Origin of the sequence: Parageobacillus caldoxylosilyticus (genome assembly GCF_019272935.1) — a bacterium.
Taxonomy (GTDB): domain Bacteria; phylum Bacillota; class Bacilli; order Bacillales; family Anoxybacillaceae; genus Saccharococcus; species Saccharococcus caldoxylosilyticus.
This window is the reverse complement of the sequence record NZ_CP040553.1, coordinates 3,863,490-3,888,657: the sequence shown is the minus strand read 5'-3', so window position 1 is coordinate 3,888,657 and position 25,168 is coordinate 3,863,490. Positions and strand designations below refer to the sequence as shown.

Annotated in this window: 25 protein-coding genes and 5 pseudogenes; 28 read left to right on the top strand and 2 right to left on the bottom strand. The window is 44.5% G+C overall.

Going from position 1 to position 25,168, the window contains the following annotated elements; all coding sequences use genetic code 11:
• Positions 1–212: 212 nt before the first annotated feature.
• Together BV455_RS19710 and BV455_RS20565 are read left to right on the top strand one after the other, a co-directional pair.
• Complete coding sequence (locus BV455_RS19710; protein WP_061579981.1) at positions 213–803, top strand: cell wall hydrolase; 591 nt, start codon at positions 213–215, stop codon at positions 801–803.
• 992 nt (positions 804–1,795) lie between these two features.
• Entirely contained in the window at positions 1,796–2,410 is a 615-nt protein-coding gene (locus BV455_RS20565; protein WP_245005365.1) for an RNA-guided endonuclease InsQ/TnpB family protein, read from the top strand.
• A 195-nt stretch (positions 2,411–2,605) separates the two neighbouring features.
• Here the strand turns inward: BV455_RS20565 and BV455_RS19700 are convergent, their stop codons facing one another.
• On the bottom strand, positions 2,606–3,313 hold the full coding sequence (locus BV455_RS19700) for a polysaccharide deacetylase family protein (protein WP_218687999.1): 708 nt from the start codon (positions 3,311–3,313) through the stop codon (positions 2,606–2,608).
• Positions 3,314–3,423: 110 nt separating this feature from the next.
• Here BV455_RS19700 and BV455_RS19695 point away from each other — a divergent pair, with 110 nt between their 5' ends.
• From BV455_RS19695 to BV455_RS20560, 12 genes and pseudogenes are all read left to right on the top strand, one after another.
• Positions 3,424–3,804 (top strand): DinB family protein, encoded by a 381-nt coding sequence (locus BV455_RS19695; RefSeq protein WP_244404777.1) that lies wholly within the window; start codon positions 3,424–3,426, stop codon positions 3,802–3,804.
• Positions 3,805–3,981: 177 nt separating this feature from the next.
• Positions 3,982–4,119: pseudogene (locus tag BV455_RS21035) on the top strand (metalloregulator ArsR/SmtB family transcription factor); the annotation flags it as partial.
• A gap of 217 nt (positions 4,120–4,336) precedes the next feature.
• Positions 4,337–5,119 (top strand): annotated as a pseudogene (locus tag BV455_RS19685) (HAD-IC family P-type ATPase); the annotation flags it as partial.
• A 20-nt stretch (positions 5,120–5,139) separates the two neighbouring features.
• Positions 5,140–5,343, top strand: coding sequence for a copper chaperone CopZ (gene copZ / locus BV455_RS19680; RefSeq protein ID WP_017436658.1), 204 nt, complete (start codon positions 5,140–5,142; stop codon positions 5,341–5,343).
• A 92-nt stretch (positions 5,344–5,435) separates the two neighbouring features.
• Positions 5,436–5,732: a transposase gene (locus tag BV455_RS19675; RefSeq protein ID WP_042409082.1), complete on the top strand. Its 297-nt coding sequence runs from the start codon at positions 5,436–5,438 to the stop codon at positions 5,730–5,732.
• Between the two features lie 8 nt (positions 5,733–5,740).
• Positions 5,741–6,622 carry an IS3 family transposase gene (locus tag BV455_RS19670; protein ID WP_081160856.1) on the top strand — a complete coding sequence of 294 codons (882 nt, stop codon included), beginning with the start codon at positions 5,741–5,743 and terminating at the stop codon, positions 6,620–6,622.
• 322 nt (positions 6,623–6,944) lie between these two features.
• A pseudogene (locus BV455_RS19665) lies at positions 6,945–7,681 on the top strand (permease); the annotation flags it as partial.
• 138 nt (positions 7,682–7,819) lie between these two features.
• The gene (locus BV455_RS19660; protein WP_017437178.1) at positions 7,820–8,149 is read left to right on the top strand and encodes a hypothetical protein; all 330 of its coding nucleotides are present in this window, start codon (positions 7,820–7,822) and stop codon (positions 8,147–8,149) included.
• A 2-nt stretch (positions 8,150–8,151) separates the two neighbouring features.
• A pseudogene (locus tag BV455_RS19655) lies at positions 8,152–9,131 on the top strand (glutathionylspermidine synthase family protein).
• Positions 9,132–9,136: 5 nt separating this feature from the next.
• Positions 9,137–9,531, top strand: a pseudogene (locus BV455_RS19650) (DUF350 domain-containing protein).
• A gap of 1 nt (position 9,532) precedes the next feature.
• Positions 9,533–9,832 carry a hypothetical protein gene (locus tag BV455_RS19645; RefSeq protein WP_218687593.1) on the top strand — a complete coding sequence of 100 codons (300 nt, stop codon included), beginning with the start codon at positions 9,533–9,535 and terminating at the stop codon, positions 9,830–9,832.
• Positions 9,807–10,535 (top strand): HAD hydrolase-like protein, encoded by a 729-nt coding sequence (locus BV455_RS20560; protein WP_409993885.1) that lies wholly within the window; start codon positions 9,807–9,809, stop codon positions 10,533–10,535. Before BV455_RS19645 ends, BV455_RS20560 begins: the two co-directional genes overlap by 26 nt.
• Here BV455_RS20560 and BV455_RS19635 read toward each other — a convergent pair.
• A complete protein-coding gene (locus BV455_RS19635; protein ID WP_218687592.1) occupies positions 10,480–11,904 on the bottom strand; it encodes an amino acid permease in 1,425 nt (474 codons plus the stop codon). The two genes, BV455_RS20560 and BV455_RS19635, sit on opposite strands and share 56 nt — an antisense overlap.
• A gap of 278 nt (positions 11,905–12,182) precedes the next feature.
• On the opposite strand from BV455_RS19635, the gene BV455_RS19630 reads away from it, so the two are divergent.
• The 14 genes from BV455_RS19630 (at position 12,183) to BV455_RS19565 (ending at position 25,076) form a co-directional block, all read left to right on the top strand.
• Positions 12,183–13,832 carry a copper resistance protein CopC gene (locus BV455_RS19630; protein ID WP_218687591.1) on the top strand — a complete coding sequence of 550 codons (1,650 nt, stop codon included), beginning with the start codon at positions 12,183–12,185 and terminating at the stop codon, positions 13,830–13,832.
• A 24-nt stretch (positions 13,833–13,856) separates the two neighbouring features.
• A complete protein-coding gene (locus BV455_RS19625) occupies positions 13,857–14,513 on the top strand; it encodes a YcnI family copper-binding membrane protein (protein ID WP_218687590.1) in 657 nt (218 codons plus the stop codon).
• 61 nt (positions 14,514–14,574) lie between these two features.
• Positions 14,575–15,342 (top strand): NAD-dependent protein deacylase, encoded by a 768-nt coding sequence (locus BV455_RS19620; RefSeq protein WP_218687589.1) that lies wholly within the window; start codon positions 14,575–14,577, stop codon positions 15,340–15,342.
• A gap of 215 nt (positions 15,343–15,557) precedes the next feature.
• Positions 15,558–16,736 carry an acyl-CoA dehydrogenase family protein gene (locus BV455_RS19615; protein WP_017437187.1) on the top strand — a complete coding sequence of 393 codons (1,179 nt, stop codon included), beginning with the start codon at positions 15,558–15,560 and terminating at the stop codon, positions 16,734–16,736.
• A 39-nt stretch (positions 16,737–16,775) separates the two neighbouring features.
• Complete coding sequence (locus BV455_RS19610) at positions 16,776–17,540, top strand: beta-ketoacyl-ACP reductase (RefSeq protein WP_061579993.1); 765 nt, start codon at positions 16,776–16,778, stop codon at positions 17,538–17,540.
• A gap of 21 nt (positions 17,541–17,561) precedes the next feature.
• Positions 17,562–18,011, top strand: a complete 450-nt coding sequence (locus tag BV455_RS19605) for a MaoC family dehydratase N-terminal domain-containing protein (RefSeq protein ID WP_017437189.1) — start codon at positions 17,562–17,564, stop codon at positions 18,009–18,011.
• Positions 18,008–18,409: a MaoC family dehydratase gene (locus BV455_RS19600; protein WP_061579994.1), complete on the top strand. Its 402-nt coding sequence runs from the start codon at positions 18,008–18,010 to the stop codon at positions 18,407–18,409. Before BV455_RS19605 ends, BV455_RS19600 begins: the two co-directional genes overlap by 4 nt.
• 81 nt (positions 18,410–18,490) lie before the next feature.
• Positions 18,491–19,660 (top strand): thiolase family protein, encoded by a 1,170-nt coding sequence (locus tag BV455_RS19595; protein ID WP_061579995.1) that lies wholly within the window; start codon positions 18,491–18,493, stop codon positions 19,658–19,660.
• A 22-nt stretch (positions 19,661–19,682) separates the two neighbouring features.
• A complete protein-coding gene (locus BV455_RS19590) occupies positions 19,683–20,267 on the top strand; it encodes a TetR/AcrR family transcriptional regulator (protein ID WP_042410220.1) in 585 nt (194 codons plus the stop codon).
• Positions 20,268–20,413: 146 nt separating this feature from the next.
• Positions 20,414–21,277 (top strand): branched-chain amino acid ABC transporter permease, encoded by an 864-nt coding sequence (locus BV455_RS19585; protein ID WP_218687588.1) that lies wholly within the window; start codon positions 20,414–20,416, stop codon positions 21,275–21,277.
• A complete protein-coding gene (locus BV455_RS19580) occupies positions 21,277–22,317 on the top strand; it encodes a branched-chain amino acid ABC transporter permease (RefSeq protein ID WP_218687998.1) in 1,041 nt (346 codons plus the stop codon). Before BV455_RS19585 ends, BV455_RS19580 begins: the two co-directional genes overlap by 1 nt.
• A 2-nt stretch (positions 22,318–22,319) precedes the next feature.
• A complete protein-coding gene (locus BV455_RS19575) occupies positions 22,320–23,084 on the top strand; it encodes an ABC transporter ATP-binding protein (RefSeq protein WP_017437195.1) in 765 nt (254 codons plus the stop codon).
• Positions 23,077–23,784 (top strand): ABC transporter ATP-binding protein, encoded by a 708-nt coding sequence (locus tag BV455_RS19570; protein WP_218687587.1) that lies wholly within the window; start codon positions 23,077–23,079, stop codon positions 23,782–23,784. Before BV455_RS19575 ends, BV455_RS19570 begins: the two co-directional genes overlap by 8 nt.
• Positions 23,785–23,867: 83 nt before the next feature.
• The gene (locus tag BV455_RS19565) at positions 23,868–25,076 is read left to right on the top strand and encodes an ABC transporter substrate-binding protein (RefSeq protein WP_218687586.1); all 1,209 of its coding nucleotides are present in this window, start codon (positions 23,868–23,870) and stop codon (positions 25,074–25,076) included.
• The last annotated feature ends 92 nt before the right edge of the window (positions 25,077–25,168 follow it).

The window sequence follows — 25,168 nt, the reverse complement described above, 5'->3', positions numbered from 1 at the left end:
TGACCATAGACCAAATTGGTGAAGGTGAAATGGAAAACTATATCAATGAGTTATAAAGAAGTAGGCTCGTTCCTACTTCTTTTTATTTTTTTGTAATAGTAATGTAACCTCTACGTAATTTACGTTTTATATTATTCGGATATAAAAAATATATAGTTCGTGAGATAGAGAGAATCGAGCTAAATATAAAATGAAGGAGAGTGCAAAACCCTATGAGAAAACTAATTGCGATAACAGCATTAGGATTATCTATGCTAATTGCCCCTCCTGCTTTTGCTTATGAAGTTAAAAGTGGAGATACAATGAGCGAAATTGCAGAGGAACATGGAGTAACTCTGTATGAACTATCAAGGGCTAACCCACAAATCAAAAATATTAATTTGATTTATGTTGGTCAAAATATTGTAATACCAGGGAAAAATGAATATAAACCAGTAACTAATGCGACGCCTTACGAAAAAGATTTACTTGCAAGATTGGTTCGAGCTGAAGCTGAAGGTGAACCATATGATGGAAAAGTCGCTGTTGCGATAGTGGTGTTGAACCGAGTTAACGATCCTCAATTTCCTAATTCTATTAAAGAAGTAATCTATCAGCCTGGACAGTTCACACCAGTTAGTAACGGTACAATCAATCAACCTGCTGATGTTGAAAGTATTAAAGCAGTTGAAGAAGCGTTAGCTTACGATCGTTCAAAAGGTTATGGTTCACTGTTCTTCTATAATCCAAAAACTTCACATTCTCATTGGCTGGATAGTAGACCAACAACAGTTGTAATAGGAAACCACGTATTTAAAAAATAATTGGAGAGCTTTATGCTCTCTTTTTTTATCACTCTTATTTCTTCCATTATGGGATTGCTCCCGCTTTTTTGCGTGATCACACTTGATCCCGCTTTATTTCTGTAGGGATTTGGCGAATTTTTGAGTTGCTTGTTCTGGAGAATACACGTCTAATGCCATCGAGGCAGAGGAATGTCCTAGATGCTCGCTGACCACTTTCACGGCGGAAAGGACTTTTTGAAATGGTTGAAAATTAAAAATGACATAAAAAATGGAGTGCAAACTGGTAACAGTTTGTTCACTCCATTTTTATTGTTAAATGAAGCTTTTAACATTTTTCTCGAGAAGTCTCCTTTCCTCTAAACGGAGTAAAGGAGGGAGAGGAATCGGGAAGTTTTTGGTTCTCCAAAACGAACATATGTCCTATAATCAAACTGGAAAGAAGGGATTCTCATGCTTCGTGGCCAAAAAGTGTTTTTTCAGGCAACGAAAGCGGATTTGGATCGCTTGTCCGCCTGCAATCGGGAATCCGCCCGTGTTTGGAATGAATGCCTCCGCTTAGTCAAAGAACACTTCCTCCAACATGGGTGCTGGATCACTAAAAGCGAGATGCAAAAACAAACGAAAAGGAAGTTCCATCTTCACAGCCAATCGATTCAAGCAGTCTGCCACCAATACCTCTTCGCAAGACAAGCCGCACACCACGCGATCCAACAAGGACATCCTGCCCGCTATCCCTACAAGAAAAAGAAGTACTTCCCAACGAAATGGGCGAAAGACGGTTTCAAGGTTTACGAAAACGGAAAAATCGAATTCTTCATGGGCATTCATCATGGAAAACGGAAAAAGCCAATTGTCGTGTATGCGTCGCATCTGCTAAAGGGAACCATCAAAGAAATCGAATGCTGCTGGGATCAAGGTCTTTATTTGGCCGTGACGTATGAAGACGGACAAAAGGAAAAGCGTATAAACCGGGGAAGACAGTTGGAGCCGATTTTGGGGAAGTACACACCATCGGCGCGTTTTGCGAAAACGGGCAAGCCCTCCTCATCGCGGGAAGAAAGATACGCTCCCTTCACCGGCTGCGGAATAAAAAACTGGCGGAGGTCCAGCGGCGCCAATCGAAATGTCAAAAAGGATCACGCCGATGGAAAAAGTATGAGCGGGCGACACAATACGTGTTATCCAAATCCGAAAGACAGCTGCGGGATGCGCTCCATAAAATAACGAAACAGTTTGTCGACTGGTGTTTGAAACAGTCCGCCTCCGATGTGTATATCGGAAACGTCAAAGGAGTAGAGCGGAACACGGGAAAGAAAAAACGTACGAGCCGCAAACAAGCGCAAAAGCTCTCGAATTGGCCATTCGGGAAAGTGAAGAAGTATCTCGCTTATAAGCTGGCTCCACATGGCATTCGCTTGCATGAAATCGAGGAGTCATATACGAGCCAGACATGTCCTGTCTGCCAAAAGAGAAAAAAAGTGTCTTCCCGCCTGTTTGTGTGCCGGTGTGGGTATGAAGAACATCGGGACATTCATGGGGCAAAAAATATATTAAGCAAATCGCTACATGGTACGTTTGTTCATTGGAATGTACAAACGAAGCTGACGTGTCTACGGATTGCGTAAGCAAGAAGTAGTAGAAGGGTTGACCGCCCCATCGGTGTGGTGCCGATGTTTTACTTGACCCATCCAGAAGGCTTCCGATGCATTCATCGAGTGGAAGGAGACCGCCTTCTTCCGCGCGGAAGCTTCTTCGATGGAGATGGTAAGAAACTCCCATCTCTTCATGGGATGAAGGTGGGAGAGGTTCATAGCAATTTCCTATTCATTACTTAATTTCTGTAGTTCATTAACCGTGACAAATTGATAACCTTTTTTTGATAAAGAATCTAATATTCCTTCAATAGTTTTTAGTTCGTTACCAGTATCATCATACATTGGATGTAACAAAATGATGGCTCCTGGTTTTACATTTTTGTTTACATAGTTCACTTTGTCAGAAACCGAAGAATAATAGGTGTCGGGCTCAAGACTCCATGTAATGGTTTCTATGTGATGTTTTTTCAAATAATAGGGTAAACCAATAAGTTTTTTTCCATTAGGTGGACGAAAGTCTATTTCACCTTTATAACCTGTTTTTCGAATCAATTGGTTGGTCATTTCAATTTCCTGCTTGATAAAAGAAGGCTTTTTGAAAATCATTCGTTGATGAGAATACGTATGATTTCCCATTTGATGTCCAGATTCTGCTATCTCTTTTCCTAACTTTAGATTTTTCTTCAGTTCATTTCCAATGACAAAAAAGGTAGCCTTCGCATTGTATTTATGCAAAAGAGGCAATATTTTCTCTACATTTTTTGTCGGTCCGTCATCAAAAGTCAACGCAACTACTTTTTGGTTTGTATCTACGTGACTAGTTAATTCTCCAAATAACTGGTATGTTCTTGAATTCATTAACCTATATGTACCGAATAAAAAAAATAATAATACTAGTGAAATTATCCCATATATGACTATTCTTTTTTTCACCATTTGTCTCCTCTCTATCTTAATCGATTTTTTCTTGGACATTTTATCAGCTAATATTCATGAAAGCAAGTAAAACAGTTATGGTGCTCCCATGGAGGAACGGTCGCGCTTTGAGGAGAATTGCATGGCATATCGTAACCGGTATCCCTGAATTTCTTTCCCACTTCGGACTTACTATTGAAATGATGAAAGACTCAGCCACTGTTCCGTTCTCAGCGAAGGAAATCGCTGAAAGCTTTCGGAAAATCAGTGACGACGCAGCAGAAGCGGTAAAGCAACAGTGGACAGATGAATTCTCCAAGCAAGTTCAGAATGCATTTGGAAGGGATTGGTCGGATGCTGCAATACTTTCACTGCTCATCAAGCATATCATTCATTGCCGTGGACAAAGGACGGTTCTCATGCGTCAAGCCGGCCTAGAGGTTCATGGAGTTTATGATTCTGCAAAAGAAGAATGGAGTCGTATGGGACAGGGACCTCCTGCGATTTAATAATTTATGGCCATTTTCAGTATAAGGTAAGCACTTGTTCCTTCGAGTGCTTTTTATTTTGTTTTCTGGAATGGTGATTCGTAAAAAATGATAAGTTTTTATTTTATCAAAGATTGTTTTAACATTGTAATTAGATTATTATCTAATTAGATAATGATTGTATTTGGAGGGATTGTATTGCAGTTAAGTAGGCTTGTTAATTTCTACAAGAATTTAGATGATCCTACAAGAATTCGCATTATTGCACTATTGCGGCACGGTTCTTTACATGGCCAGGCGATAGCAGGTAAACTTGGCTTAAAACCACCAACTATTATTTTAAGAAGAGAGTTGGTCATGAATCACTTTATGTATCGGGAAAATAATAAATATGAATTGAATCCCCCAGAACTTTGGATCATAAACTGATTTATAGATATTTTTTTGTGAATCTAATTAGATGTATATCTAATTAGATATTTGTAAAAAATAAATGAGGTGATTTGGTGACTAATGCGATAAATATATTTCGACAAGAAAAAAATTACTTAAGATTGTTGAATATGGAAAACGACAACAAATCGCGGTGAAGCTGTTTTTAGCATTTCGCGGCGCTGGCCGGTCATGGTATTGAAGCGACAATTGATGGCAAACGTGTTCTTGTCGGAACGAAAAAGTTAATGAAAGAAAACAACGTCGACATGTCGCGGCATGAAGAGAAAATGGTACAATTAGAAACGGAAGGAAAAACGGTGATGCTCGTTGCGATCGATGGAGAGTTTGCCGGCATCATCGCCGTCGCTGATACGATCAAAGAAAATGCCAAAGCGGCAATTCAAGCATTGAAACAACTTGGGATGGATGTGTACATGGTGACAGGAGACAATGAACGGACGGCAAAAGCGATCGCCAAACAAGCGGGAATCGGCCATGTATATGCTGAGGTGCTTTCAGAAGACAAAGCAAACATTGTCGAAAAGCTGCAGCGGGAAGGCAAACGGGTGGCGCTGGCCGGCGCTGGCATTAATGATGCTCCGGCGCTGGCGAAAGCCGATATCGGCATGGCGATCGGCACGGGAACGGATGTTGCCATCGAAACGGCCGATGTCACGTTAGTTGGCGGTGATTTGGCGCATATTCCGAAAGCGGTCGAGTTAAGCCGCAAAACGATGACAAACATCCGCAAAACTTGTTTTGGGCGCTGTTTTACAATACGATCGGCATACCGGTTGCCGCCGCCGGGCTGTTGGAACTTTGGATTGCCGGAGCGGCGATGGCGTTTAGCTCTGTATCGGTAGTGACAAACGCACTTCGCTTGAAGCGCGTAAAACTATAAAAACAAGGGAGGAACCCATCATGACAACAACATTACAAGTGCAAGGAATGACATGCAACCATTGCAAAATGGCGGTCACGAACGCTTTACAAGAGCTAGAAGGAGTCAACCGCGTCGAAGTGCATTTGGAAAAAGGCACGGTTGATGTCGATTACGATGAAACGAAAGTCAGCTTGGATAAATTAAAAGAAGCAATTGAAGAACAAGGTTATGATGTGAAGTAAACGAAAGCCTCCTCTTTCTCTGATATGATCCCCTTATAGTAGACAGAAAAAAGAAAGCCAATTAATCTGTCTACTATGGAGGGGATTTTTCTATGGGGAAAATACGAAAAACATACGATGCAAAGTTTAAAAAGAAAGCGGTGGATTTATATTGGAAAGAGGGCATGGGATATAAAACGGTGGCGAAAGAATTAGGGATTGATGAGTCCATGGTACGCCGATGGGTGAAACGCTATGAACAGGAAGGAATGAAAGGGCTAGAGGAAAAACGAGGAAAGGCAAAAGGACCAGGCAAAGGAAGACCGAGAACTCGTCCGGAAGATCCTGAAATGAAAATCAAGCGTCTTGAGGCGGAAGTAGAGATGCTAAAAAAGCTCTTAAAGAGGTGAAAGGGGGAATGGAAGCAGTACCAGCTCACAAGAAGTTCGCGATCATTCAAGAAATGGCCGGGTGTTATGGTTCGATTCAACGATTATGTGAAATAGCAGGCGTGTCTCGAAGCGGATATTACAAGTGGGTAAAACGACAGGAACGCCCTTCTCCGAAGCACTTGGAAGACGAGCAGCTAAAGGAAAAAATCCAAGAGTGCCATGAAGAAGTGAAAGGAATCTATGGGTATCGGAGAGTAAAAGTTTGGCTGAAACGGAAATACCAACTGAATATCAACCATAAACGAGTACAAAGGATGATGAGGGAGATGGGAATTCGGGCAGTGATTCGGAAGAAACGGCCTTATTACGGAAAGAAAGAGCCTTATGTGATTTCGGACAACCATCTAAACCGAGATTTCCACGCGTCCAAGCCAAACGAGAAATGGGTGACAGATATTACCTATTTAATTTTTAATGGGCAAAAGCTCTATTTGTCCGCCATTAAAGATCTATACAACAATGAAATCGTGGCCTACCATATCAGTCAAAGAAATGACATCAAACTGGTCATCGACACGCTAAAAAAGGCCATAAAAAAACGGAATGTAAATGGACTCCTCCTTCATAGTGATCAGGGGTTCCAGTATACATCCCGCCAATACAACAATCTACTAAAAAGATACAATATAAAGGCCAGTATGTCCAGGAAAGGAAACTGTTTGGACAATGCCTGCATGGAAAACTTCTTCAGCCATTTCAAGGCAGAGTGTTTTAATCTGTACTCTTTCCGCACGGCCGAAGAGGTGAAGGATGCCGTACACAAATATATTCGTTTTTATAACCATCAACGTTTCCAAAAGAAATTAAATAACCTGAGTCCTTATGAATATAGGACTCAGGCTGCTTAAATGTGCTTTTTTATTCCTGTCTACTTGACAGGGGTCACTTCACTCTAGGGGAGGTCTTTATTTTTCTTCCACAAATCGCTTTTGCGTCGAAAGGAGAATAGCAAGATTGTTTGGATAAATGGCTATTTCCGATAGATTTATTGCAAAAAAGACCGTCATCGCGATCTTTATTGTTGCCAAGGCACTTCATCATAGCGGTTTGGCATATAGAGATAGAGAAAGTAGACATGTAATAGAAACAACGGGCATATAATTTTTATAAATAGGAATCATTACGTTTTAACACTCGGAATGAATAATGAAAATGTACAGGGGGAAGGGGATGTATCGCTTGTTTTCTTCTACGTTGATTGATGTAACCGGAATCGTCGTGATTGCGATTGCTGCTTATTTCATGCTGGCCAGTCAGTTTATAGGGGTAGCATGGTCGATGAAACTCCCAGATTCTTTTCAACAATTTAGTACGATTTTTTAAGCATTATCATTGAGGCGATTCCGTTTGTGCTGATTGGTGTGATCATTGCCGGATGCATCCAAATTTTTGTTGCGGAAGAGCAAATCCGGCGCTGGATTCCAAAAAATCGGTTTCTCGCCGTCATGATGGGGTGTGTGGTTGGCGCGTTTTTCCCTGCGTGTGAATGCGGAATTGTACCGATTGTGCGGAGACTGGTAGCAAAAGGAGTGCCGCTGCATGCTGCGGTCGGCTTTCTGTTGACGGGGCCGTTAATTAATCCGATCGTCATTTTGTCCACGTATATGGCGTTTGGAAATGATAGCACCATCGCGGCGTTGCGAATGGGGATTGGCTTTGTGGACGCTTTGATCATTGCTTTTATCATTAGCTTTTTATTTCCGTCTAATCAACTAAAAGCTGCCGCTGCATTGGATGTACGGGAAAATGTTAAACGTGCGTCATTGTTTCATCGACTGGAGGAAGTGCTCAAACATTCGATTGATGAGTTTTTTGATACGGGAAAGTATTTAATTATTGGCGCTTGTATTGCCGCGTTGATGCAAACCTATGTACATACTAAATCTCTGTTCCCTCGATGTGATGGCGTATATAGGGAGTTCGTTTACGTATTTTCACGGGAAAGAATGGCTTCGAGACAGCGCGGAAATTGACGAGGACCGCAAAGTGTATGTTCTTTATGTGACTGCAACAGGATTGGTCATAGAAGAAGGAGAGAATAACTGATGAACAAGACGAAGAAGATGATGATTGGCGTGCTATCGACATTGATGGCCGCTTCACTTACGGCCTGCAGCGATGAAAGTTTGCCGCCGAAACCGAAGGATCGGGACTGCGACGATTGGGAGTGGGATTCCGCGACGGGGACGTATGTCTGTGATGATGATGACAGTTTTCATTACCGCCATTATTACTATGGAGGCCATTATTATCCGTCTAAGCGCAAGCTGCAGCGTTCCGCGGCGTATAAAAGCTATCAGCATAGCGCTGAATTTAAGGCAAGGGCAAAATCCGGAATCGGTTCGGGGACAAAAGGCAGCTTTTTTGGAGGGTAACAATGTATTCCATTGAACAACACTGCCAGCGGCGCGCCCAGTTTTATAGAGCAATACCCGATTTTTGGGCCGACTTATACGATGCGGAGTATGCGTTGTTAGACTACCATATGTTAACAGAGGAGGAAGAGGAGCAAATACGAACGGCAACAAACCGCATCGGTCATCTGTATCGAAAAACGGCGAAGCTGTTGCGCCAATTATCTGACGAAACTCTTCGGCTGTTAGGATTTCATCAAGAAGAGCTCCCGTTTTTACGCATTCCCGTGCTTCCGGCGGAAACCGTGATCGCTCGGGCCGATCTCGTACATGTCGGTGGAACGTTTAAGTTGATCGAATTGAACGCAGATACCCCGACGTTTATTCGCGAAACGTTTGATATCAATGAACGGGTAGCTTCCTTTTTTCATTTACTTTCGCCAAACAAAGGAGAAGTGCGTTATGTCGCCGAAGCGGTCCGGTATGCGATTTGGCAGTCATACTGTTTATTGCATCGTGATGGAGAGCCATATGTCGAATCCGCCATCGGCGTTTTTGCTGCAGTCGAAAGCGGTACAGGCGCTTATTTGGGGGCTGTACGAGGAAGGGAATCCGTTTTTCACGGAAGAGGAGCGCCAATGGATTTCCGAACATTTTCTTCCGACTTATTTAGACGAAGAGTATTTTCTTGACCAGCAAATGATGTATGTTATGTGCAAAAACCGTCGTTCGGGCGCGAAGGCGACACAGTCGTAATCAAAAGCGGCAAAGGAGAACTGATCGTTGCCGATATCCAGCAGACATATAAGGACGAAACGCCTGTTTATCAGCAATATGTTCCGTTACCAGAAACCGTTGTCAAAACGGTAAACGGATATGAAACGGTGAAACTATTGCATACGTGTTTTTTAATCAACGGAAAAGCGGTTGGAATTGGCTTGCGCGCGGGGGAATGATTACGAACAACTTGTCCTATTATTTACCTATCATGATGAAAGGATGAAGAAAATGACGTATGTGATGAATTTTCTGCTTTACACCGTGTTAGGACTTGCGCTGATGGGAATCGGCATCGGCTTATTCACCTTAACGACGAAATTTTCCGAGCGTGAACTCATTCGTCGAGGCAATATGGCGGTAGCGCTGAAATTGTGGGGAAAAGCGTTAGGATTGGCGATTGTCATTTATGCCGCCTGGAGCAACAGCGTCAGTTTGCCTGATGCTCTTCTATGGGGTGTCATTGGCATTGTGACGCAAATTCTCGTGTATGTTGTGCTTGAGTACATCTTCACGCCAAAGACCAACTTAGCCAAGAAAGTAGAGGAAGGCAATCTCGCGGTCGGGTTTAGCTTATTGTTTCTATTATTGTCGGCTTGATTGTGGCTGGGAGCATGTCCTATTAATATGGGCCCGTTGCATTTGTTTCGGGCTCTTTTTTACCATTTTTATCTAGATTTTTGTGAAAACTACATAACCTTTATCGACGAATCAGTAATATATGAGGAAGATGTAAAACGAGAATATAATCATTATTATGTAACGGGATATCTTCGCACTGGGAATGGACATCGGTATTGGAAATATGCTCCGTATAATGGTGTTGAAAATGAGAAAACGATTGAGGAAGTGTTTTCGAGGGTATTTAAAACGATTGAAGAAGCAAAGAGTCAGCAGATGGATGGAAACGTTCCCGCTGAAGAATGAACCGGATCTGGTCCATCTAGTTTTTTCAAAAGTTTATAAGGTCGGAACAGCTGTTTTCGGAATTATTTTTTATTGGCATTCTCTTTCATGGATAGAAAGGAAGCGGTGGGTGATGGTAATAGCGGTTATGTTTGATTTGGACGGCACATTGCTAAATCGCGACGATTCCATACAAAAGTTTATCAAATACCAGTATGAGCGCTTGCAGCACTGGTTAAGCCATATTCCAAAAGAATGGTATATAGCTAGATTTATTGAACTAGATGATCGAGGGTATGTTTGGAAAGATACCGTTTATCAGCAGATTGTCAAAGAGTTTGAGATTCATGGACTTACTTGGGAGGACCTGTTGGAAGATTATTTAAAGCATTTTCATCAAAGCTGTGTTCCATTTCCTAATCTTATGTGGATGTTAGAAGAGTTAAAAAGAAAATCATTGAAGTTAGGAATCATCACAAATGGGAAAGGACCATTTCAAATGCATTCGATATTTAAGTTGATTTACCGATTTTTTGGAACTATATTTATCGAAAGGCGGATCCTGAGTGAAAAAGCGGGATTACGATGTATATATAAGCTAACGAATAAAGATAGAGTAGGAGTAAAGAAAGTAAAAGCAAAAGGGACCAGCGATTTCGTTGGTCCCTTTACGCTTCTTTTAATTCAGCATGTTTATGGTCATTGTGCGGTTTTTGTTTCATAAGCAGCGGATATAAGATTAACCCTGCCACAAATAGACCGATTCCTAAGAAAAATGTATACCAATCCGCTGTTCCCGTTTTGATGACCCAAATCGAGTAAACTAGCGCTGCCAATGTAATGATACCGTCGCGCATGCGAATTTGCTTTGTATTTTTATACGTTTCTCCCGTAATGATTAATTTCAGATGATATAAGGCTGAGACGAGATACGGAACTAAGTAGGCAAGCGTCGCGACGACAATGGCAAAATTGTACGCTTCGTTCATTGTTCCCGATACAGTCGAAAATAGAAAAATTTGCGTCATGAAATTCGTGATGAACAAAGAACGGGTAGGGCTGCCGCTCTTGTTTGTTTTGGCAAAGAAAGCAGGGAACAATCCTTCTCTTGCCGCTTGATACGGAACTTCCGAACTGACGACAATCCAGCCGATTGTCGAGCCGAATAGGGAAATGAGCGCCAAAATGGCCATGATGTACGCTCCGTTGCTTCCGATAACGGCATACAGCGCATCCACGAGCGGTTTTTGCGACTGTTTTAATTCCTCCTGTGGCAGTGCTCCCATTGTCAATAACGTAATTCCGATATAAATGAGAACAGAAATGATGAGTCCGAGCAATGTGGCTTTTTTCACGTCTTTCGGCGATTTGGCGCGGTTTGACAGCATGACGGCCGATTCAATGCCGATAAACGCCCATAGTGCTGTAATCGCCGCTCCATTGATTTGGCTTGGTACGGATACCGCTTGTCCTTTTTCATCCATGAATGCAAATCCGCTACCTAAGTTCGCGGCGTTAAACACCCAAACCGTTGCGACAATATAAAGAAGGAACCCGATCACTTTCGCTCCTGTCGCTAAAATGTTAATGTTCCCAGCACGTTGAAAATCGCGGGCGAGAATCCAGTGAATTCCCCACAATACCGCTGTACATACCGCAAAGGTGAGCGTTTTTCCGACTTCCAATGGAAACGTTCCTATCGTAAATAGTACGTGCTTGCTTTGCATGATTGGGAAAAACGTGCTTAAATAGCCGGCAAACGAAATAATGACGGACGCAGTGGCCGCCCAGTTTGCCGCCCAATATCCCCAAGCCATGCTGTATCCTGCGATGTTTCCTGCTTTTGATGAAGAAAACATCGCTTGCGCGTAGCTCTGCGGTCCCGCTTTTAGCTCGGGTTTTCTTGTTGCTAGACTGCCAAATACAAGTGCAATCATCCAGACACCCAATCCGGTTGCGAGCCAGGCGAGTGCTGCCCCCATTGGACTTGCGACTTGCGCCAGGCTTGCCGGAATCATAAATATGCCACCGCCGACCATGTTTCCAACGACGAAGGCGGTTAAAATCCATAGTCCCCATTTTTTTGCAGTCATCGTATGTCCTCCCTAATTACTATGTCTTGTGAGTCATGGTTGCTTTCGTTCCTTTCTCATCATATCGTATTATTTTAGTTTGGTAAAGTGATAATATAATAAAGCAGAGAAGTTGATCAATTGCAAATAATAGTTATTTTCTGTCGATGATATGGGACATTTCTCGTTTTATTCATTGTCTCCTCACACTTTTTTCACATCCTTCTGCTATACTGACCATGCAGTGCGGTCATGATATACGTGCAGATGTTTCACTCTACCTAGAGAGGGGGAATGATTTGTCATATTGGCAAAAGGTGTTACGGTGGGGATGGATCAGTATTTTCTGTTTAGCCGTGTTGGTAGCGCTTCCTGCCCGATCGTTGGCCCATGCTTACATTGTCGCAGCGACGCCGGCGGCAAACGAACAGTTGATGGAAGATCCGAAAACCATTCGCATCGAATTTAACGAAAACATTCAATCTACTTTTTATGCGCTCACACTTGTCAATCAAACTGGACACGAGATTCTCTTGCATGATGTTCGCATCGATGCAACCAATCCACATGTGCTGGAAGGGAATGTACCGAATCGGTTGGCCAACGGAACATATGTCGTAAAATGGAAAGTGGTCTCTAGCGACGGCCATCCTGTCGAAGGGACGATTCCATTTCAAATCGGCCAAAGCAGCGATAACGGCGCTCTGTCCGATTCGGAAAGAAACGGCTATGTTCCCAAATTCGATATGATCATCATTCGCGGACTTTTTTACATAGGGTTATCGCTATTTTTAAGTTTGCTTTGGTTTAAATTGTTTATATATCTTCCATTGGGTACATGGCGGTTTTCGACCCGGGATCGGGTGCTGTATTGGGCGGCGTATAGTTTAACGGTGCTGGCTACGCTGTTGAGTTTGCCACTGCAAATTACCGTGGAAGCGGATGTGTCGTGGCTTCAGGCGCTAGAGGGCGCGCTTGTGAAAAAGATGCTGCTTCATACGGATTTTGGGGCCATATGGATCATTCAATGTGTGCTCTTATTGTTATTATTTGCAGTTGGTTATGCGGCAACGTTTGGGAAAAAGGAACACCATTTGAAACGATGGGCGATTGTCTCATTCGTACTCGGGACCAGCATTCTTTTCGCCAAAGCATGGACGGGTCACGCCGCCGCTTCGTCTCATCCGCTTGTTGCGCGTGTGATGGATTTTCTTCATCTTTTTAGCGCTTCCGTTTGGGTTGGATGCTTAGTGATCATCGCGGTGATTTTGCCTTTTGACATACCGGGAACCGCGAAAAGTAAATATTGGGAGGCGGTTCGCCGTTTTTCACGTTGGGCAATTGGATTGGTCGCCATGCTAATGATGACAGGCATTTACGCTGCTTTACAACAAGTTCCAACGTTTGATGCACTGTTTCAAACGATATATGGTAAAGTGCTTCTCGGTAAAGTGCTCCTTCTTGTCGTTATGCTGATGTTTGCGACGGTGAACTGGCTTTCGGAGCGCAAGCAGAAAAGCGTATTAGGGGCAACCGTATGGTCTGAATTTGGCCTCGGCATCGGAGCGATGCTGCTCGCTGCTATGTTGACGAATTTGCCGCCTGCAGCGGCTTCGCCGGGACCTTTTACGCAAACGAAGGAAGCTGGGAGCTATCAAGTGACGCTGCATATTACCCCTAATGTATTAGGAACGAATCAATTTCAAATAAAAATCAAAAACGCGAAGGGAAGAGCTGTTCAGGATATTGAGCAAGTCACGGTTACGTTGACGCCAAAAGACATAGATATGGGAGAAACGACATTTCAAGCATTCAAAGTTGCTTCCGGCATTTATCAGGCAAAGGGAACGATTAGCATGGCCGGAAGATGGAACGTTCATGTGCATATCCTGACCACGTCGCTGCAAAGCGTGGACGCCACTTTTGCCTGTTATGTAGGAAGCCAATAAATAAATGAGGAGGAGATTCCAACGATGAAAAAAATATGGTCACAGACTTCCAAAGTACTGGTTTTGATGGTGACAGCCTTTTTATTATGCACAGGAATTGCCAGCGCTCACGTGACGGTAAAGCCGAACATCTCCGCACCTGGCGCTTGGGAAACGTATACGGTCAAAATCCCAGTCGAAAAAGATGTTCCGACAACGAAAGTCACATTAAAAATTCCGGACGGCATGGAATTGGTATCTTATCAACCGGAGCAAGGCTGGGAAGTGACGCTGGAAAAAGACGCGTCTGGAAAGGTAAAAACGGTCACATGGACAGCGGAAGGAGAAGGGCTGTTGCCAGGACAATTTCAACAGTTTTTCTTTGTTGCGAAAAACCCAGATAAGGAAAGAAAGGTCGCTTGGGATGCGTATCAATATTATAAAGATGGCACCATTGTTGAATGGACGGGAACGGAAAACTCACAAACTCCTCATTCTGTAACGGAAATCAGCCAAGCGGCTGCGGCGCAAAGCGGACACGATATGCACAGCCACGGCGAACAGGCGGCGCAGCATCAAGCTCAGTCAGAAAATAAAACCAACAACGAGCAAAACGAAAATGGATTATCGATTGCTACCTTAGTGATTGCCGTCATTGCTTTGATCGTTTCGATCGTTGCTTTTCTGAAAAAAAGAGCGTAAAATGAACTTAGAAAAGTCCCCGTATTTTTTGGGGACTTTTTTGTTGAAGGAGGAGAGAAACGTGGATGTCATAAAAGAACTCGCACAACGAATCGCTCGCGCCGACGTGATTGCGGTTTTAACTGGTGCGGGAATGAGTACGGAATCGGGAATTCCCGATTTCCGCAGCGAAAATGGGATCTATGCGCAGGAAGAAAATGTCGAATACTATTTATCCGAATACTATTTTGAAAAAGATCCTGTTGATTTTTGGCGGCGCTTTAAACGAATGTTTTCGTTAAAACTAATGGGCAATTTTGCGCCAAACGACGGCCACCGGTTCCTTCGCCAATTAGAAGAGATGGGAAAAAAGGTGACTATTTTGACGCAAAATATCGATGGACTGCATAAAAAGGCAGGGAGCACCAACGTCATCGAATTGCACGGCACTTTGCAGACGGCAACGTGTCCGGAATGCGGCGAAAAGTATGATTTAGCGTTTATCAACCGCCATGATGTTCCGCGGTGCGAGCGGAAAGCGGCAAATGGAAATCAGTGCAATGAAATTTTAAAACCGGATGTGGTGCTGTTTGGCGGATTGGTGCCAAGAATCGAGGAAGCGTTCGCCGCGGCGGCAGAAAGCGATTTGCTTATTGCGATGGGAACAAGCCTGGAAGTAGCGCCGGTCAACCAAATTCCATTTTACGTAGCTACTCAGTCTCCCGGTACGTATAAAGTGATCATTAATAAAACACCAACAAGAATGGATGACGTATTTGATCTTGTCATTCATGGCGGAATTGGAGAAATGGTGGCAAAAGTGCGTTCGCATATGACAGGTGCGAGCTGAATAATCGGCGGCCGCACCTGTTTTTTCTATATTCTTTCTGTCCTGAATAGGAGAACGAAAAAATGGTTTCTATTAAAATCAAAAAATATTGTATTTTTTAAAACTTTAGAATATAATAGGATTAACATACCAACCGGTTGGTATAATTTGCAGGGTTTTGCATCGATTTAATATGGAGGAAAAGTGGCCTAGAGAGGGAAATGGAGGGGACATACATGTATTTGCGTCTTACTGATGAGCAACGGATGGTGCAAAAGGCCATTCGCAAATTCGTCGAAAAAGAATTAATGCCGCTAGAAAACGAAGTATTGCGAAACGAACGGGAAGGAAAACCGGGGCTGTCTGAGGAGAAGTTGAAAGAATTGCAGCTCAAAGCGAAAGAAGCGGGTTTTTGGGGGATTAATACACCGGAAGAATACGGCGGCGCCAACCTCGGACACGTCATGCAAGCGATTGTGACAATGGAAGTGTCAAAAACGTTTGTTCCATTCCGGTTTGGCGGGTCGGCGGATAACATTCTCTATTACGCGAATGAAGAACAAAAGAAAAAATATTTGATTCCGACCATTAACGGCGAGAAAAAATCATGCTTTGCCATGACGGAGCCAGGCGCAGGATCAGACACCAGAAACATTAAAATGACCGCGGTCAAAGACGGAAACGAATGGGTGCTAAACGGAGAAAAAACGTTTATCACCGGAGGAAACGAAGCCGATTTTGTGATGGTCATCGCCATTACCGACAAAGAACGCCATCAAGCAACAAACGGACGGGAAGGGGTTACTTGTTTTATCGTCGACCGGGAGATGGGCTGGCGTTCCGAACCGATACATACGATGGGGCCGTCGACACCTGCCAGCTTAATCTTTGAAAATGTGCGCGTTCCAGAAGAAAACATTTTAGGGGAGCTGCACGGCGGCTATAAACTTGGGTTGGAGTGGATCGGATATGCCCGCTGGATTGTCGGCGCCCGCGCGGTCGGAGCGGCAGAACGGCTGCTACAAATGGCGATTGACTATGCGAAAGAGCGCGTGACATTTGGCAAGCCAATTGCGGAAAGACAAGCGATTCAATGGATGATCGCCGATTCGGCCGTCGAAATTGAAGCGGCGAAATGGCTCGTGTTAAACGCGGCGTTTACGCTCGACCAAGGCGAAGACAACCGCCATTTAGCATCGATGGCCAAACTGTTTGGCGCCAACATGGGCAACCGCGTCGTCGACCGCGTCATGCAAATTCACGGCGGCATGGGCTATACGAAAGAAATGCCGATTGAGCGCTGGTATCGTGATGCCAGACTTTGGCGCATTTATGACGGCACCGATGAAATTCAGCGCATGATTATTGCAAGAAACTTGCTTAAAGGGCATGTCAAATTGGGGCAATTCCTATAAAAATTTGAAAGCGCTATCGAATAGAAGGGGGAAGCAAGCATGAGTCAAAGATTTACAGGAAGAGTCGCATTCGTTACAGGAGGAAGCCGCGGAATCGGCAAGGCGATTGTTACGCGTTTTGCCGAAGAAGGAGCGAAAGTGGCGTTCATTGACTTAAATGAAGAAGCGTTGCACGCCACCGAAAGTGAATTGCGCGAAAAAGGCTATGAAGTATATGCAAAAGTCGCGAGCGTTACCGATCGCGAACAAGTGGAAACGACGGTAAAAGAGATTGTCGACCAATTCGGATCGATCGATATTCTCGTCAATAACGCTGGAGTTATTCGCGACAATTTGCTGTTTAAAATGACGGATGAGGACTGGGACACGGTCATGGATGTTCACCTCAAAGGGGCGTTTTACTGTGCGCGCGCCGTTCAAAAATACATGGTAGAAAAACGGTACGGACGCATTATTAATGTTTCTTCCACTTCCGCGCTTGGCAACCGCGGGCAAGCGAACTATGCGGCGGCGAAAGCAGGCATTCAAGGTTTTACAAAAACGCTGGCGATCGAGCTGGGCAAATTTGGCATCACCACGAATGCGGTTGCTCCTGGATTTATTGAAACCGATATGACAAAAGCAACGGCGGAAAGGTTAGGCATTTCGTTTGAACAGTTAATTCAGGCTAGCGTCGCGAACATTCCGGTCGGACGAAGCGGCAAGCCGGAAGATGTCGCGCAGGCGGTGGCGTTTTTCGCCGATGAAAAATCTTCCTTTATTAACGGACAAGTGCTATATGTAGCCGGAGGTCCAAAATGTTAACGGAATAGGGGGAAACGACGCATGTTTGCCGAACATATCGGAAAATGCTCCAATAAAGTAAAAAACGTCGTTGAGCGGGGAGCGGTGAAAAAGTTTGCCGAAGCGATCGGTGATCCACATCCGATTTATTGGGATGAGGAAACGGGGAAAAAATCACGCTATCAAAGAAACATTGCGCCTCCGACATTTCCAAGGGTGTTTGACTATGGCGTGATTGAAGGGCTTAAGCTTCCAAGCAAAGGACTGATTCACGGCGAACAGCGGTTTCATTACGAAAGACCGTTGTTTGTCGGGGAAGAGCTGTATTGTTATGCGAAAGTGGAAGATTACTATGAAAAGCAAAGCAGCATGGGCGAGCTCGGATTTTTAGTCATCACGAATTACGGGGAAGACCCATCCGGAAGCGTGATTTTTACGTCCACCTCGACAATTATTATTACGGAAGCAGTGAGAAAGGCGATGGTAGTATGACGAAAATCAGCGAATTAAAAGTAGGAGAGTTGTTGCCAGAAGTCAAACTTCCTCCTGTCTCCCGCCTCGATCTCATTAAATATGCCGGCGCTTCCGGCGATTACAATCCGATTCATACGATTGACGAAGAGGCAAAAAAAGCGGGGCTGCCGGGCATTATCGCCCATGGAATGTGGACGATGGGCAATCTTGCCAAATTGTTTACCCCTTATTATGAAGAAGGATTTGTGCAAGACTACTCCGTCCGTTTTAAATCAATGGTGTTTTTAAATGACGTCGTCACGTTAAAAGCGACGGTGAAAGAAAAAGAGGATCACGCATTGCGCTTTGATGTGGCGGCTGTCAATCAAGACGGAAAAGAAGTCGTCAAGGGAGAAGTCGTGTTTTCTGTCTATTAATTGGCTGCAACATTCGTCCCGGTAACAGCAAAACCCTTTTGTTACCGGGATTTTTATAAAAAATGAATGGGAGTGACATAAATGAAACGGGATGCGGTCATTGTTTCCGCCGTCCGTACGGCGATTGCCAGACAAGGCGGAGCATTGGCGACCGTGCCGGCGCATATTTTTGGCGCGGAAGTCATCAAAGAAGCGATGCGACGGGCTAACATCGTCCCGGAAATGGTCGACGACGTCATTATGGGCAACGTGTTAAGCGGCGGGGGGAATATCGCGAGGCTTACCGCCTTGCAAACGGGGTTGTCGCTTGAGCTTACCGGTCTTACCGTGGATAGACAATGCGGTTCCGGCATTAACGCGGTAAACCTGGCGGCACAGGCGATCAGCGCGGGGGATGGCGATGTGTATATCGCCGGAGGAGTGGAAAGCATGAGCCGCGCTCCGTACTTAATGGACCGCCCGGAAAAACCGTACAGCTCGACGCCGCCGAGTTTCCGCAAGTCGCAGCTGTCGCCAAAAGAAATCGGCGATCCGCCGATGGGAATTACAGCGGAAAACCTTGTCAAAAAATACGGGATCAGCAGAGAAGAACAGGACGAATTCGCGCTAAGAAGCCAGCAAAAAATGGCGCGGGCGATGCAGGAAGGACGTTTTAAAGAACAAATCGTCCCGATTACCGTTCCGGTCAAAAAAGGAGAGCCAATCATCTTTGATACAGATGAACATCCGCGGCCAAATACGACGATGGAAGCATTGGCTAAACTGCCGCCAGCGTTTTTGGAAGGCGGAACAGTGACAGCGGGAAATAGCTCGGGGTTAAATGACGGCGCATCGGCATTGGTCATTATGTCGAGAGAAAAAGCGGAAGAACTGGGGTTGACGCCATTAGCAGTTATTCGCGCTTATGCGGTTGCCGGGGTCGATCCGAATATTATGGGAATCGGTCCGGTGCCGGCGACAAGAAAAGTGTTGAAAAAAGCCGGATTGACATTAGATGATATGGATTTGATTGAAATCAATGAAGCGTTTGCCGCCCAGGTGATCGCCTGCGACCGGGAATTAAATATGAATCCGGAAAAAGTGAACGTCAACGGCGGCGCGATCGCCCATGGCCATCCGCTCGGTGCAACCGGTGCGATCTTAATCACGAAAGCGGTGTATGAATTGCAGCGATCCGGCGGAAGATACGCGCTCATTACGGCATGCATCGGCGGCGGGCAAGGCATTGCCACAATTATTGAACGGGAATAAATCATTGGAGAGAGCCAACATTATGAAAGAAAGAATTATTAAAACAAGCATCGAACTATTCGACCGCAAAGGATTTAAAGAAACATCAGTGCAAGAAATTGTCGAAGTCATGGGCGTAACGAAAGGGGCATTCTATTATTATTACAAAAGCAAAGAAGAGCTGCTAAAAGATATATGCATCTCCTATATGGAAGATCTTTTGCAGCAGCAACAACGCATTTTACAAGATAAAGAGAAAAGCTGCACGGAAAAACTGTACGAAATCGTCTATATGCTTATTCGCAATATTAAAGCAAGGCGGAAAAGCGCACGCATTTTCTTCCGCGAAATGCGGCATTTGCATGAAGATCATTTGCAAGAAATTAAAGCAAAGCGGCGGGCGTTCCGGGAACATTACCAGCAGTTGATCGAAGCGGGAATCGCCCGCGGCGAATTTAAGCCGACGCTGACCCCGGATATGATTACATTTGGCATTTTAGGCATTACAAACTGGAGCTACTACTGGTTTCAACCGGATGGAGAAATATCGGAAGAAGCGCTGGCAGACATTTACGTCGATTTGATTTTAAACGGAATCAAAAATCGCGAATCGTTTAAGGAAAAATAGGAAAGAGAAGCCTCCCATTCTCTTTCCGTCTATCAATCTCCTTAAAAATGATATATCGGCAAAAAATTATCTCAATAAATGTATAATCATGTGAAACGATAAATAAATTTCAATAAACAAGCTAAATCAATCAAGGGGGGAAACGGATGGAATTATTGATCCAACAATTGTTAAATGGGCTGACTGTTGGAACCGTTTACAGTTTGGTCGCCTTAGGATTAACGCTTGTTTACGGAATTTTACATATTCCGAATTTCGCCCACGGCGCGCTTTATATGATGGGCGGTTATGTGACGTTAACGATGATGAATCAGGCGGGGCTTCCGTATTGGCTGGCCATCCTCATTTCAATGATTGCGATCGGATTGCTTGGCGTACTGATGGAACGGCTTGTCTTTTATCCACTTCGTGACGCTCCACCCCTTCATGATAAAATTGCAGCAATTGGCATCCTCTTATTTTTGGAAGCATTCGCCCAATTTGTGTGGGGGGCAGACTATCAAACGATGTCTACTCCTTATGGAAACGTTGTCACCGTACTTGGTCTCACCTTAACGATGCAACGAGTCCTCATTATTGTTTCCACGATTGTCATCATGATTTTGCTCTATTTCTTCCTGAAAAAGACGTTTATCGGTGCCTCGATTATCGCGATGTCGCAAAACCGTGAAGGAGCGAATTTAGTCGGCATTAACACGAACAAAGTCGCGATGATGACGTTTATGATTTCCGGCAGCCTCGCGGCGTTGGCCGCCTCCTTGGCGTCTCCGATTAATCTTGTCTTTCCGGGAATGGGCCATCTCGTCATTTTAAAAGCGTTTGTCATTATTATTCTTGGCGGAATGGGCAGCATTCCTGGAGCGATTATCGGCGGGTATATTTTGGGATTTAGCGAAAGTTTAGGTGCAACTTATATTTCCAACGATTATAAAGACATTATCGCCTTTGTCATACTCGTCATTATTTTAACGGTGAAACCGACTGGACTATTTGCCAGGGAGGGACAATGATGGCGACGGTGTTAAAACAAAGGAAATTACTCATACTGGTGATTGCGTTTGCGCTTGTTTTTCCTTTTTTGATTCCGAACAACTATTATTTGCACATGATGACGATCTCGTTTATTTGGATGATCGCTGTTTACGGGTTAAACTTGTTTGCCGGCTATACGGGCTATTTATCGCTTGCCCATGCGGGATTTTTTGCGATTGGAGCTTATACGCTCGCGATTTTAACCGTCAAAGCAGGGCTGCATTTTTGGCTGGCTTTTTTCTTATCCTGTCTTATTTCCTGCTTGATCGGCTTGCTCGTCGGTTTAGTCGCATTGCGGACAAAGGAACACTTTTTTGCCATTTATACGCTATGCGTCGGGTATATTATTTACCTTCTCATCGATAAATGGGACAGCCTGACGGGAGGGGTGCGCGGATTTATCGGCATTCCTGCTCCGGCAAACATCGGTCCGCTTTCGTTCCAGACTCCTGTGTCGCAATATTATTTAGTGCTGTTCTTCTTGCTTCTCGTCGTTTTTGTCATGTACCGCATCATTTATTCGCTGACGGGAAGAACGTATATTGCGATTCGCAACAGCGAGGATTTGGCGCTAACGATCGGCATTTCTACGATGAAAAATAAATTAACATCATTCGTCTTATCGGTCTTTTTCACTTCCTTGGCAGGAGCGCTGTATGCTTCCTTTATCCGTTTTCTTGGACCGGATATCGGCTATATTTCCGTGATGTTTGATTTCCTTACGTATTTAATTGTCGGCGGCATTGGAACGATGGCTGGACCGGTCGTCGGTACGCTGTTGATTACGTTTCTATCTCAGCAGCTGCAGTTTTTGCAAGACTATCGGATGTTGATCTTTGGCCCGGTTTTGACACTGCTCGTCATCTTCTATCCGCAAGGCATTGTCGGCGGGGTGATCCGCTGGAAAGCAAAACGTGTGAAAAAAAGTGGCAATCCTCAAGTACGGACGATGCCTGCTACAAACCGTTTTGTCATTTCCCGCCATTCTGAAAATAAAAAGCAAGTGAAGGAGGGGTGAGCATGTTACTGGAAGTCCATCAATTGACGAAAAGGTTCGGCGGGTTGGTAGCTGTCAATGATGTGAGCTTTTCCGTCGAAGAAGGAAAAGTAAATGCGATTATTGGACCGAACGGAGCGGGGAAATCGACTTTTTTCAATCTGATCAGCGGGTTTTATAAGCCGACATCGGGTCAGATTATTTTTAAAGGGCAGGATATTACCCGCCTCCCGGCCAATCAGCGGGCTAAGCTGGGGATTGCCCGCACGTTTCAAACGACCCATTTGTTTGAACAATCTACCGTATTCGATAACGTCATGATCGGCCATCGATTGAGAACTTCCTCTAACTTGTTCGACGCCGTTTTCCGGACGAAACGGTTAAAGAGAGAAGAAGCTGAGTGCAAGGAAAAAGCAATGGAAGTGTTGGAGTTTGTCGGTTTAACCGATGTCGCTGATAAAATGGTCGCTAACATTTCGCAAGAGCAGAAAAAACGTGCCGCTTTTGCATTGGCGCTTGCGACGGAACCAGAGATTGTCCTTCTCGACGAACCGGCTGCAGGCGTCAATCCGGATGAAACAGAAGGATTGGAACAATTGATTGTCAAGATGGTGGATCACGGAATTACCGTATGTCTCATTGAACATAAAATGTCGATGATCATGAAAATCGCCCATAAAATTATGGTCTTGAATTATGGGGAAAAAATCGCTGAAGGAACGCCAGAGGAAATTCAAAACAACGAAACCGTCATTAAAGCATACTTAGGAGGGAGCGCGATTGCTTGAGTTAAGGAACGTATCCGTCCAGTACGGCAGCTTTGCCGCCGTCAACCATGTCAACATTACCGTTGAGCCGGGCGAAATCGTTGTTCTGTTAGGCTCGAACGGAGCGGGAAAGAGCACGGTTTTCCGCACCATTAGCGGACTAAACAAACTTTCCCAAGGTGAAATTGTTTTTCAAGGGGAACGGATCGATCATCTTCCTCCGGATCGCATCGTACAGCTTGGGATCGTCCAATGTGCTGAAGGAAGAAAATTGTTTCCGCGCATGACCGTTTATGAAAATTTATTGATGGGTGCCTACATTTACCGAAAAGAGAAGGGAAAAATCATGCAGTCTCTGCAACATGTGTATGAACTGTTTCCAATTTTGCAAGAAAAGCGCAACGATCCAGCCGGGTCGTTAAGCGGCGGCCAGCAGCAAATGCTGGCGATCGGCAGGGCGTTAATGTCACACCCGAAGCTATTGCTTTTGGATGAGCCATCGATCGGGCTGGCTCCGCTCATTGTCGAACAAATGTTTCAAACGATCAAGCAAATCAATCAAGAAGGAACGACGGTTTTATTAGCCGAACAAAACGCTCATGCGGCACTTAGCATTGCCCATAAAGGCTATGTATTTGAAAACGGAACGATTGTGGTAGAAGGAACGGCGGAGCAGTTATTTGCTAATGATGATGTTCGCAAGGCCTATATCGGCACATGAAAAGGAGGTGATGGATCACTATCCTCTTAATTATCTGAATATTTATAATAATCTTTTGTTCATTGCAAAATAGGGGGGATACGATGAAGAAGATGAAATGGTTTCTCGCTACAATTATTATGTTGGTAATGGTGTTTTCATTAGCAGCGTGCAACAGCTCCAAAACAGGGAATACATCAAGCGGGGGCAATAATGAGACAAACGGAAGCGGCGATGGCAACATCGTCAACATCGGATACAGCGGTCCGTTAAGCGGTCCTGCCGCCTATTACGGAGAGCGGACATTAAATGGGTTGAAAATGGCGGCAGAGGAGATTAACAATAACGGTGGATTTGAAGTAAACGGAAAAAAATATAAATTAAATGTCGTTGCATTAGATGACAAGTATTTGCCAAACGAAACGGCATCGAATGCGAAGCGCCTCGTTCAAGAACATCACACGCCGATCGTGTTTACTCCGCACAGCGGCGGAGTCATGGCATTGCAAGTATTTAACGAAACGGACAAGTTTATTATTGGCGCTTATACGAGCGAGCCGAAAATCACGCAAACCGGGAATTCGTTGACGGTAAGAATACCGCCGCGTTATGACAGCTATGTGGCTCCGTTTACTAAATATGCGATGAAGCGTTTCGGCAAAAAACTTGCCGCGCTACCAACCGCTTCGCAATACGGAAAAGACTGGACGGAAACGTTGCTTCCATATTGGGAAAAACAAGGAGGAAAAGTCGTTTATAAAACATCCATTGACTTTTCCAAAGATACGGACTTCTTTACGATTGTCACCAATGCGTTAAAGGAAAAACCGGATGTTTTATTTATCGGCGGTCCGTCGGAACCGACGGCAAAAGTGGCGAAACAGGCGCGAGAGTTGGGATTTAAAGGCGGCTTTATCATTATGGATCAAGCGAAGCTAGACGAAATGAAAAAAGTAACGGGATCTTACGATGTGCTGGAAGGATCCATTGGCGTCATGCCATTAGTGGAATCGGACGGTCCGGGAGTTCCGTCGTTTGTGAAAAACTACCGCGCCAAATTCAATGAAGATCCAGGCTCGGAAGCTGGTTTTAATTATTTGGCGATGTATGCATTTGTCGAAGCGATGAAAGCAGCAGGCACGGTGGATGACCCTGTTGCCATCCGCAAACATATGCAAGAGGGCCTTGAACATATTCCGCAAGACAAACAAGTATATGTTGTTTCGAAAATCGGAGATGACGGCGGATTTGAATCGCAACAAAGCGTCGCGGCCATAGAAAACGGCAAAATTGTGCCGATAAAACTGAAATAAAAGAGCTCCAAACATAAAAAATGGAGATGGGAGTTGGGTTACCATCTCCATTTTTTATTTTATTATTTCCATCCTCTTCGTCATCCCAGGGG

Excerpts from the sequence above, each read along its gene's own strand:
- BV455_RS19710 (WP_061579981.1), top strand. The coding sequence starts at position 213 with ATGAGAAAACTAATTGCGATAACAGCATTAGGATTATCTATGCTAATT.
- copZ (WP_017436658.1), top strand. The coding sequence starts at position 5,140 with ATGACAACAACATTACAAGTGCAAGGAATGACATGCAACCATTGCAAA.
- BV455_RS19675 (WP_042409082.1), top strand. The coding sequence starts at position 5,436 with ATGGGGAAAATACGAAAAACATACGATGCAAAGTTTAAAAAGAAAGCG.
- BV455_RS19670 (WP_081160856.1), top strand. The coding sequence starts at position 5,741 with ATGGAAGCAGTACCAGCTCACAAGAAGTTCGCGATCATTCAAGAAATG.
- BV455_RS19660 (WP_017437178.1), top strand. The coding sequence starts at position 7,820 with ATGAACAAGACGAAGAAGATGATGATTGGCGTGCTATCGACATTGATG.
- BV455_RS19645 (WP_218687593.1), top strand. The coding sequence starts at position 9,533 with ATGGGCCCGTTGCATTTGTTTCGGGCTCTTTTTTACCATTTTTATCTA.
- BV455_RS20560 (WP_409993885.1), top strand. The coding sequence starts at position 9,807 with ATGGAAACGTTCCCGCTGAAGAATGAACCGGATCTGGTCCATCTAGTT.
- BV455_RS19635 (WP_218687592.1), bottom strand. The coding sequence starts at position 11,904 with ATGACTGCAAAAAAATGGGGACTATGGATTTTAACCGCCTTCGTCGTT.
- BV455_RS19625 (WP_218687590.1), top strand. The coding sequence starts at position 13,857 with ATGAAAAAAATATGGTCACAGACTTCCAAAGTACTGGTTTTGATGGTG.
- BV455_RS19615 (WP_017437187.1), top strand. The coding sequence starts at position 15,558 with ATGTATTTGCGTCTTACTGATGAGCAACGGATGGTGCAAAAGGCCATT.
- BV455_RS19610 (WP_061579993.1), top strand. The coding sequence starts at position 16,776 with ATGAGTCAAAGATTTACAGGAAGAGTCGCATTCGTTACAGGAGGAAGC.
- BV455_RS19605 (WP_017437189.1), top strand. The coding sequence starts at position 17,562 with ATGTTTGCCGAACATATCGGAAAATGCTCCAATAAAGTAAAAAACGTC.
- BV455_RS19600 (WP_061579994.1), top strand. The coding sequence starts at position 18,008 with ATGACGAAAATCAGCGAATTAAAAGTAGGAGAGTTGTTGCCAGAAGTC.
- BV455_RS19595 (WP_061579995.1), top strand. The coding sequence starts at position 18,491 with ATGAAACGGGATGCGGTCATTGTTTCCGCCGTCCGTACGGCGATTGCC.
- BV455_RS19590 (WP_042410220.1), top strand. The coding sequence starts at position 19,683 with ATGAAAGAAAGAATTATTAAAACAAGCATCGAACTATTCGACCGCAAA.
- BV455_RS19585 (WP_218687588.1), top strand. The coding sequence starts at position 20,414 with ATGGAATTATTGATCCAACAATTGTTAAATGGGCTGACTGTTGGAACC.
- BV455_RS19580 (WP_218687998.1), top strand. The coding sequence starts at position 21,277 with ATGGCGACGGTGTTAAAACAAAGGAAATTACTCATACTGGTGATTGCG.
- BV455_RS19575 (WP_017437195.1), top strand. The coding sequence starts at position 22,320 with ATGTTACTGGAAGTCCATCAATTGACGAAAAGGTTCGGCGGGTTGGTA.
- BV455_RS19565 (WP_218687586.1), top strand. The coding sequence starts at position 23,868 with ATGAAGAAGATGAAATGGTTTCTCGCTACAATTATTATGTTGGTAATG.